General features: G+C 68.4%; 7 protein-coding genes. 5 read left to right on the top strand and 2 right to left on the bottom strand.

Annotated elements, in window-relative coordinates:
• Positions 1-161: 161 nt before the first annotated feature.
• Positions 162-812 (top strand): Uma2 family endonuclease, encoded by a 651-nt coding sequence (locus tag ACFWPJ_RS20750; protein WP_378853676.1) that lies wholly within the window; start codon positions 162-164, stop codon positions 810-812.
• 61 nt (positions 813-873) lie between these two features.
• Here the strand turns inward: ACFWPJ_RS20750 and ACFWPJ_RS20745 are convergent, their stop codons facing one another.
• Positions 874-1338 (bottom strand): GNAT family N-acetyltransferase, encoded by a 465-nt coding sequence (locus ACFWPJ_RS20745; RefSeq protein WP_378853674.1) that lies wholly within the window; start codon positions 1336-1338, stop codon positions 874-876.
• Between the two features lie 76 nt (positions 1339-1414).
• Between ACFWPJ_RS20745 and ACFWPJ_RS20740 the strand changes: the two genes are divergently transcribed.
• Positions 1415-2371, top strand: a complete 957-nt coding sequence (locus ACFWPJ_RS20740) for an aminoglycoside phosphotransferase family protein (RefSeq protein WP_378853678.1) — start codon at positions 1415-1417, stop codon at positions 2369-2371.
• Positions 2372-2487: 116 nt separating this feature from the next.
• Here ACFWPJ_RS20740 and ACFWPJ_RS20735 read toward each other — a convergent pair whose 3' ends face one another.
• Entirely contained in the window at positions 2488-3342 is an 855-nt protein-coding gene (locus tag ACFWPJ_RS20735; protein WP_189027249.1) for a LysR family transcriptional regulator, read from the bottom strand.
• Between the two features lie 133 nt (positions 3343-3475).
• On the opposite strand from ACFWPJ_RS20735, the gene ACFWPJ_RS20730 reads away from it, so the two are divergent.
• The 3 genes from ACFWPJ_RS20730 (at position 3476) to ACFWPJ_RS20720 (ending at position 6756) form a co-directional block, all read left to right on the top strand.
• Positions 3476-4729: an NAD(P)/FAD-dependent oxidoreductase gene (locus ACFWPJ_RS20730; protein WP_378853673.1), complete on the top strand. Its 1254-nt coding sequence runs from the start codon at positions 3476-3478 to the stop codon at positions 4727-4729.
• 255 nt (positions 4730-4984) lie between these two features.
• Positions 4985-5803: a GNAT family N-acetyltransferase gene (locus tag ACFWPJ_RS20725; RefSeq protein WP_378853672.1), complete on the top strand. Its 819-nt coding sequence runs from the start codon at positions 4985-4987 to the stop codon at positions 5801-5803.
• 5 nt (positions 5804-5808) lie between these two features.
• Complete coding sequence (locus ACFWPJ_RS20720) at positions 5809-6756, top strand: lysophospholipid acyltransferase family protein (RefSeq protein ID WP_378853671.1); 948 nt, start codon at positions 5809-5811, stop codon at positions 6754-6756.
• The last annotated feature ends 41 nt before the right edge of the window (positions 6757-6797 follow it).

Raw genomic sequence — 6797 nt, 5'->3', positions numbered from 1 at the left:
GTTTTTTTTCTGTCTCTCTCCCTGCCCGTGCCCTGGCTCTGCCTACCCACCCCTGCTTTCCGGGGGGGGGCCGCGCGCCCGCGGGGGCGGGGGGGGGGGGGGGGCGCCCCCCCCGCTTGCGTCTCGCGAGAGATGTCGTAGCCGCTGCGTAGCATGGGTGAATGGCCACGCCGAGCGTCGACCGTCCTGACCTGCCCGAGTCGATGACCTGGGAAGAGCTGGAGAAGCTACCCGAGGAGATCGCCGCCCAGATCGAGTTGTGGAACGGGCGAGTCGTGTGGATGCGCCGCGGGCCGGGCGAACATCAATTGGCGACATTGCTGCTAGCGCAGGAAATCAGGCGTTGTTCCAGCGACGACAGGTTGTCGCACCCCGAACGCTGCTGGCGAGGAAATCTCGAGACGAATGTCTTCTTCGGCAACACCGGTAAGTCCGATTTCGTCACTCCGGACTTCCTCGTGCACCGTTGCCTGCCGCCGGGCGCCGACGTCCGCGCCGCCGACACGGTACTGGTGGGCGAAGTCCTGTCGCCGTCGAATACCCCGTCCGAGATGGAAGCGAAGAAGGCCCGCTACGCGGGTGCGGGCATTCCGTCGTACTGGGAAGTCGAACTGACACAGGATCTCACCGGCATCGCAGCGCTTCGCGTCTACATCCTCGAGATCGGTCATGCCGAGCTCCCGCCGGGCGTGCGTCCGCTGCGCCACGCCAACTACCTCCTGGCGGGCCAGTGGGCACCCGACTCCGCGACCGGCATCTCGTTCCCATACCCCTTCGCCATCGAGATCGACTGGGCAGCACTGGCATTCTGATCGGCAACCGACTCGGCGATACGCTGTGACCGTGCCGATCGAGGTGCCGCCGCCGGATCGGCTAGAGGTTGTCGGGGGTGTTCACCGGGCCGCCGAGGACCATCCACTTCTCGGGGTCGGTGAGGGGTTCGAAGCCGAACTTCTCGTACAGGGGGTGGGCGTTGTGGGTGGCGAGCATGACGCGGCGCAGGCCGTACGGGGCCAGGTGGTCGCGGACCGCGGCGATCAAGGCGACGCCGACGCCTTTGCCGCGCACCGCGTGATCCACGTACACATCGCACAGCCAGGCGAAAGTGGCCCGGTCGGTGACCACCCGGGCGTAGGCGATCTGCTCGCCCGAGACGCTGTCGTACACACCGAAGTTGAGTGATTCGGCGATCGCGCGGTCCTGCAGCTCGCGGGTTCTGCCCATGGCCCAGTACGAGTCGGTGGACAGCCAGGTGTGTACCCGCGCGGCGTCGATGCGGGCGGTCTCGGCGGAGACCTCGTAACCGGCGGGGACTTCGGGGAGCGGCGTCTCGGTCATCTGGGCAGGATTCCAGGCCGGGTACGGGCTGTCGAGCAGGTTTCACGATGCGTGGCAGGGTGGGTGCGTGACGACTATGCCGATCGAGGTGCCGCCGGAGGTCGAGGAGACGGTGCGGGAGGTGTTCGGGGCCGAGGGGGAGCGGTGGCTCGACGACCTGCCCGGGCTGGTGGAAAAGCTGTGTGGGGCTTGGGAGTTGATGGTGATCGGCCCCGCGTTCGAGGGCGGGACGCATGCGTTCGTCGCGCCGGTGCGGCGCGGGGACGGGTCGGTGGCGGTGCTCAAGGTGCCGATGGTCGACGAGGAGAACATCGCGGAGGCGACCGGGTTGTACTGCTACGGCGGGGACGGGGCCGTGACGCTGTACCGGTTCGATGCCGACAGTGGCGCGATGCTGATGGAGTGGGCGCGGCCGGGGGAGCCGCTGCTCGACCAGCCGGGGTTTCCGAGTCTGGAGGGCAGGCCGGAGAACGCGGACCGGGTCCGCCTGGCGTGCAAGCTACTTCGCCGGTTGCGGCGGGAGCCGGTTGGCGTTCCTGAGGACTATCCGGCACTGCCGACAGCGACCGACATGGTCGAGCAGTGGATGTCACAGCTCCAGCAGCCGGAACCCATACTCGCCGAGGTGCTTCCGGAAGATCTGCGCGAGCAGGCACTGGCTTGGTGCGCGCGCCTCGCCGTCCCGGCGGGCCCACTGCTCGTCGTGAATCGAGACACCCACCTCGGTAATATCGTTGCCGCCGAACGCGAACCGTGGCTCCTGATAGATCCGAAGCCCTACCTGGGGGAGGCCGCCTTCGATGCGGGCTTCCTGATCATGATCCAGGTGCAGTCCGCGCCGACACCCGAGCACGCGCGTGCCGTCGTCGCCGCGACGGCACGTGACCTCGGCATCCCGGCCGACCGCGCGCACGGCTGGGCCTTCCTGCGCGCGATCGAGGAGATCATCTGGTCGGTCGAGGACGAAGACACCGAGACATTGCCGCTGCACCTGGCCGTCGCGCACGCCTTGGCGGTCTCGCCCGCCGGCTAGCCGCCCCCGGGTGCCTGCCCACCATCGAGGCGTCGCCCTGCGAAGGCATGAGCGTCCAGCCGTCGGCACCTCACTGCCGTCCCACGCGCTGGTTCAGAACGGCACCGACCACTGCGCTACCGCCGGTGCAACGCGTCCAGCAGCGTGTTCACGATCGGATTCTGACGCGCGTCCTCCCGCAGCACCGCCGACACCGGGATGCGGAGGCGGTGGTCGGTGAGGTCGAGGGTGAGCAGGCCCTTGGTGGGACCTTCGTAGAGGACGGTCCAGGATTCGGGGCGGTTGAGCAGTTCCATGGTGGCGGTGTGGTCCGGGGGGATCGGGGGGCCGAAGGTGGGGCCGACGGGGAGATCAGCGAAGGCCGAGCGGATGAGGGTGTGTAGGAGGACCTGTTCCTGTTCGGGTGGGAGCAGCAGGGGGTAGGGGCTGAGGTCGGCGAGGGTGACGACGCCCTTGCCCGCCAGCGGATGACTGCTGGAGATCGCGATCACCAGATCCTCGACCCACAACTGTTCCACCGCCAGCCCCGGCTGATCCACACTGCCGCGGATCAGCGCCAGATCGCAGTCACCATCGGCCACGGCCGTGATCCGCTGCCGGAACGGCTTGATGACGTACTCGATCTCGGCGTCGGGGTGGGCGGCGCGGGCGGCGGCGATGGCCGAGAGCGAGCGGGCCGCGAAGGACATGTTGGCGGCCAGGCGGATGCGCGGGCCGGTGGTGCGCACGGCGGCGCGGATCGCCGACTCCAGGCTCAGCATCTGCTTGGCCAGCGGCAGCAGGCGAAGGGTCGCGTCGGTGGGGACGACGGCGCGGGTCGTGCGCTCGAACAGCTGTGCGCCCAGGTCACGTTCGAGTCTCGCGATCTGGTGGCTGATCGCGGATTGGGAGATGAAGCAGCGGCTCGCGGCGCGGCTGAAACTGAGCTCCTCGCACACCGCCACGAAGTACGCCAACTGGCGAAGTTCCACCAGGTACCTCCTATTTATTAGTTATGCAGATAAGAGTCATCTTCAGTATGCGCCCAAACACGGGAAACATATGCGTTCCGCATCGCGTTTACTCATATGAAAGGAATCATTACCGATCTTGGAGCGCGCGATCATGGAACACACGGATGTCGTCATCGTCGGTTCGGGCTTCGGCGGACTCGCCGCTGCCAAGCAACTGAGCAAGTCACGAATCAACTACGTCCTGATCTCGAGCACGCCCGAGCATCTGTTCCAGCCGCTGCTCTACCAGGTGGCGACCGGGGTGCTCGCGCCGGAGGAGATCGCCCCGCCGATCAAGAACGTACTGCGCCGCCACCCCGAAGCCGACGTCCGGCTCGGCAAGGTGACCGGTATCGATGCCGACGCCGCCGTCCTCACCTACGAGACCGCCGAGGGTACCCGTCAGATCAGCTACGGCTCGCTGATCGCCGCGACCGGCGCCAGCCAGAGCTACTTCGGCCGCGACGACTTCGCCGACAAGACCTTCTCACTCAAGACCATCGACGACGCCCAGCGCCTGCGCGACCAGATCGCCTCGGTCTTCGCCGCGGCCGAGAACGCCGACGAGGCGACCCGGCGCAGGCTGCTCAGCTTCGTCGTCGTCGGCGCCGGCGCGACCGGCGTCGAGGTGGCGGGCCAGATCAAGGAGCTCGCCAAGCGGCACTTCCACCAGGAGGTCTCGGTGACCCTGGTCGAGGGCGCGAACGCGGTGCTGCCCCCGTTCGGCGGCGGGCTCTCGGAGTACGCGAAGCGCTCGCTGACCGACAGCGGCGTCGAGGTGCTGCTCGGCACCTTCGTCACCGATATCGACGAGGGCAAGGTGACGGTCAAGGACGCCGAGGGCATCGAACGCGGCATCGCCGCCGAGACCGTGGTGTGGTCGGCCGGTGTGCAGGCGGGCGGGTTCGCGGCGCTGCTGGCCGAGGCCACCGGCGCCGAGACCGACCGCGCGGGCAGGCTGCTGATCAACCCGGATCTGACCGTCGGCGGCCACGCCGACATCTACGCCATCGGCGACATGACCTCGCTCAACGGCTACCCCGGCCAGTCGCCGGTCGCCATGCAGGAGGGCCGCCACGCCGCCGACATCATCCGGCGCAAGAAGGACGCGGGCACGCCGTTCGTCTACTGGGACAAGGGCAGCATGGCGGTGATCAGCCGCTTCAGCGCCGTCGTGAAGCTCAACGACCGCATCACCTTCCGCGGCACCATCGCCTGGGGAATGTGGCTGGCCGTGCACCTGATGTATCTGGTCGGCTTCCGCAACCGCTTCGCCGCGGTCGCGTCGTGGCTGGTCGCCTTCATCGGCACCGCCCGTCCCGGCTTCGACGAGGTCGAGCGCACCGAACCGGCACGATCGGCCTGACACCGTGATCGGCCCGCTGTTCGACGGCGGGCCGATCGCTTTTCGGGCCATCGGAAAGCGGACCGCCACGGCGGATCTCGCAGGCCCGATTCGGCCCCGAAACCGGACTCTTCGGCTAGAAACCCGCAGGTGGGCGAACGATAAGCAGCGCATCGGTGAACGCGCGGTGTGAGGGCAGTCTCGTTCACCGAACGGGCATCGACACGACACCGATGTGTCGCCCCGATGCCAGCTCGGACTGGCTTCATCAGCGGTATGACAATTTCGTCCGTGTTGACCGCGCCGGCGCCGGACTCCGGGGTGGGGAAGTCTCGGTACTCTCTGGTCGTCGCGTCCGATGCCGAGCACAGGGAAGCCGCCCAGCGGCTCCGATTCCAGGTCTTCGCCTCCGAACCCGGGTTCCAGATGCCCGACAACGGGACCGGCCTCGACGCCGACCGGTTCGACGAGCACTGCGACCACCTGCTGGTCCAGGACGAGTTCACCGAGCAGTTCGTCGGCTGCTATCGGATGTTGCCGCCGGACAAGGTGAGTGCCGCGGGCGGGTACTACACGGCGACCGAATTCGATCTCACCCAGCTCGACCCGACCGGTCACCGGATCGTCGAGATGGGCCGGGCCTGCGTGGTGCCCGACCACCGCAACGGCTCGGTGCTCACCCTGATGTGGGCGGGCATCCTGCACTACATCCAACTCACCGGCTACGACTGGGTGATGGGCTGCGTCTCTGTGCCGATGCAGGACAGCCCCGTCGACCCGGCCGGTGTGAACGTGCGCGGCGTGCGCGACATGCTGCTGGGCCGCCACGCCTGCGACCCCGAACGCCGGGTGCACCCGTACCGCCCGGTCGTCGTCGACGGACTGTCCCTCGACGAGCTGACCCCGCCGAGCCGTCCCAAGCTGCCGCCGCTGTTACGCGGATACCTGCGCCTGGGTGCCGAGATCTGCGGCGAACCGGCGCACGACCCCGACTTCGCGGTCGCCGACTTCGTCGCCCTGCTCGGCATGGAAACCATCAACACCCGGTATCTGGAGCGGCTGCAGAGCGCGGCCGCCAATTTCGACGGGAAGTAACCGCCATGGTGTTCGACGCGCCGCCCGCCACACACTCGCACTCGTGGATGCCGTCGAGCCCCTGTGGGTCTCGCTGCATCGAACCGACCGACGAGGTCGGTACCGCCAGAGTCCTCGCCCGGCTGGCCGGCGTGGTCGGACTCGTGCTCACCTTCCCGGTGCTGACCGTGGCGACCCCGAAATCGCGGCGCGAGAACCTGCAGCGCCGCTACGCCCGTGCCGCGCTCGGTTGTCTGGGGATGCGGCTGCGCATCGTCGACAACCGTCCGGCCGAACAAGCGTCGACGGCCGGGTTCGCCGATCCCGGCACCGCCGTGATGGTCGTAACCGGCCACATCGGCTGGGCCGACGTGGTTTCGCTGGCCGCGGTGCAGCCGGTCGGCTTCGTCGCCAGGGCCGACATGGTCGAATGGCCGGTGCTGGGCAAGCTCGCGCGGCTCACCCGGGTGATCCCGATCGAGCGGGCGCGGCTGCGTGAACTGCCGGGCGTGGTCGGCCAGGTCGCGCGACGGCTCGCCGAGGGCAACCGGATCGCCGTCTTCCCGGAGGGCACCACCTGGTGCGGCCGCGCCTACGGCTCGATGCGGCCCGCCATGTTCCAGGCCGCGATCGAGACGACGACCCCGGTGCAGCCGGTCCGGCTGCGCTATCTCGACCGGCACGGCGTGCCGTGCACTGTGCCCGGTTTCGTCGGCGAGGACACCTTCGCCGACTCGGCCAAGCGGGTGCTGCGCAGCAAGGGCATGATCGCCGAGATCGTGCTCGAGCCGCTCGAGTATCCCGGACTCGACCGCCGCGATCTGGCTCGCCGGTGCGAGATCGCGGTGCGCGGCACCGACCGCTCGCGCCACGGCGTGCTCGACACTGAATGGATCGAAGCGGGGAACACACGCGTCCAGGACCCTTCGGTCGATCGGCAGGTGCCGGAATCGGTGTCGGCTACTGCCTGGTAACTCTTCCCGGGTCGACTCGTCCGCTACCGGAGACCCCGCGC

It is taken from the genome of Nocardia sp. NPDC058497 (assembly GCF_042720195.1).
In the GTDB taxonomy this organism is placed as follows: domain Bacteria; phylum Actinomycetota; class Actinomycetes; order Mycobacteriales; family Mycobacteriaceae; genus Nocardia.
This window is presented reverse-complemented; position numbering and strand designations above follow the sequence as displayed.

Coding starts and splice junctions, on each gene's coding strand:
- ACFWPJ_RS20730 (WP_378853673.1), top strand. CDS start 3,476: ATGGAACACACGGATGTCGTCATCGTCGGTTCGGGCTTCGGCGGACTC.
- ACFWPJ_RS20720 (WP_378853671.1), top strand. CDS start 5,809: ATGGTGTTCGACGCGCCGCCCGCCACACACTCGCACTCGTGGATGCCG.
- ACFWPJ_RS20725 (WP_378853672.1), top strand. CDS start 4,985: ATGACAATTTCGTCCGTGTTGACCGCGCCGGCGCCGGACTCCGGGGTG.
- ACFWPJ_RS20750 (WP_378853676.1), top strand. CDS start 162: ATGGCCACGCCGAGCGTCGACCGTCCTGACCTGCCCGAGTCGATGACC.
- ACFWPJ_RS20740 (WP_378853678.1), top strand. CDS start 1,415: ATGCCGATCGAGGTGCCGCCGGAGGTCGAGGAGACGGTGCGGGAGGTG.
- ACFWPJ_RS20745 (WP_378853674.1), bottom strand. CDS start 1,338: ATGACCGAGACGCCGCTCCCCGAAGTCCCCGCCGGTTACGAGGTCTCC.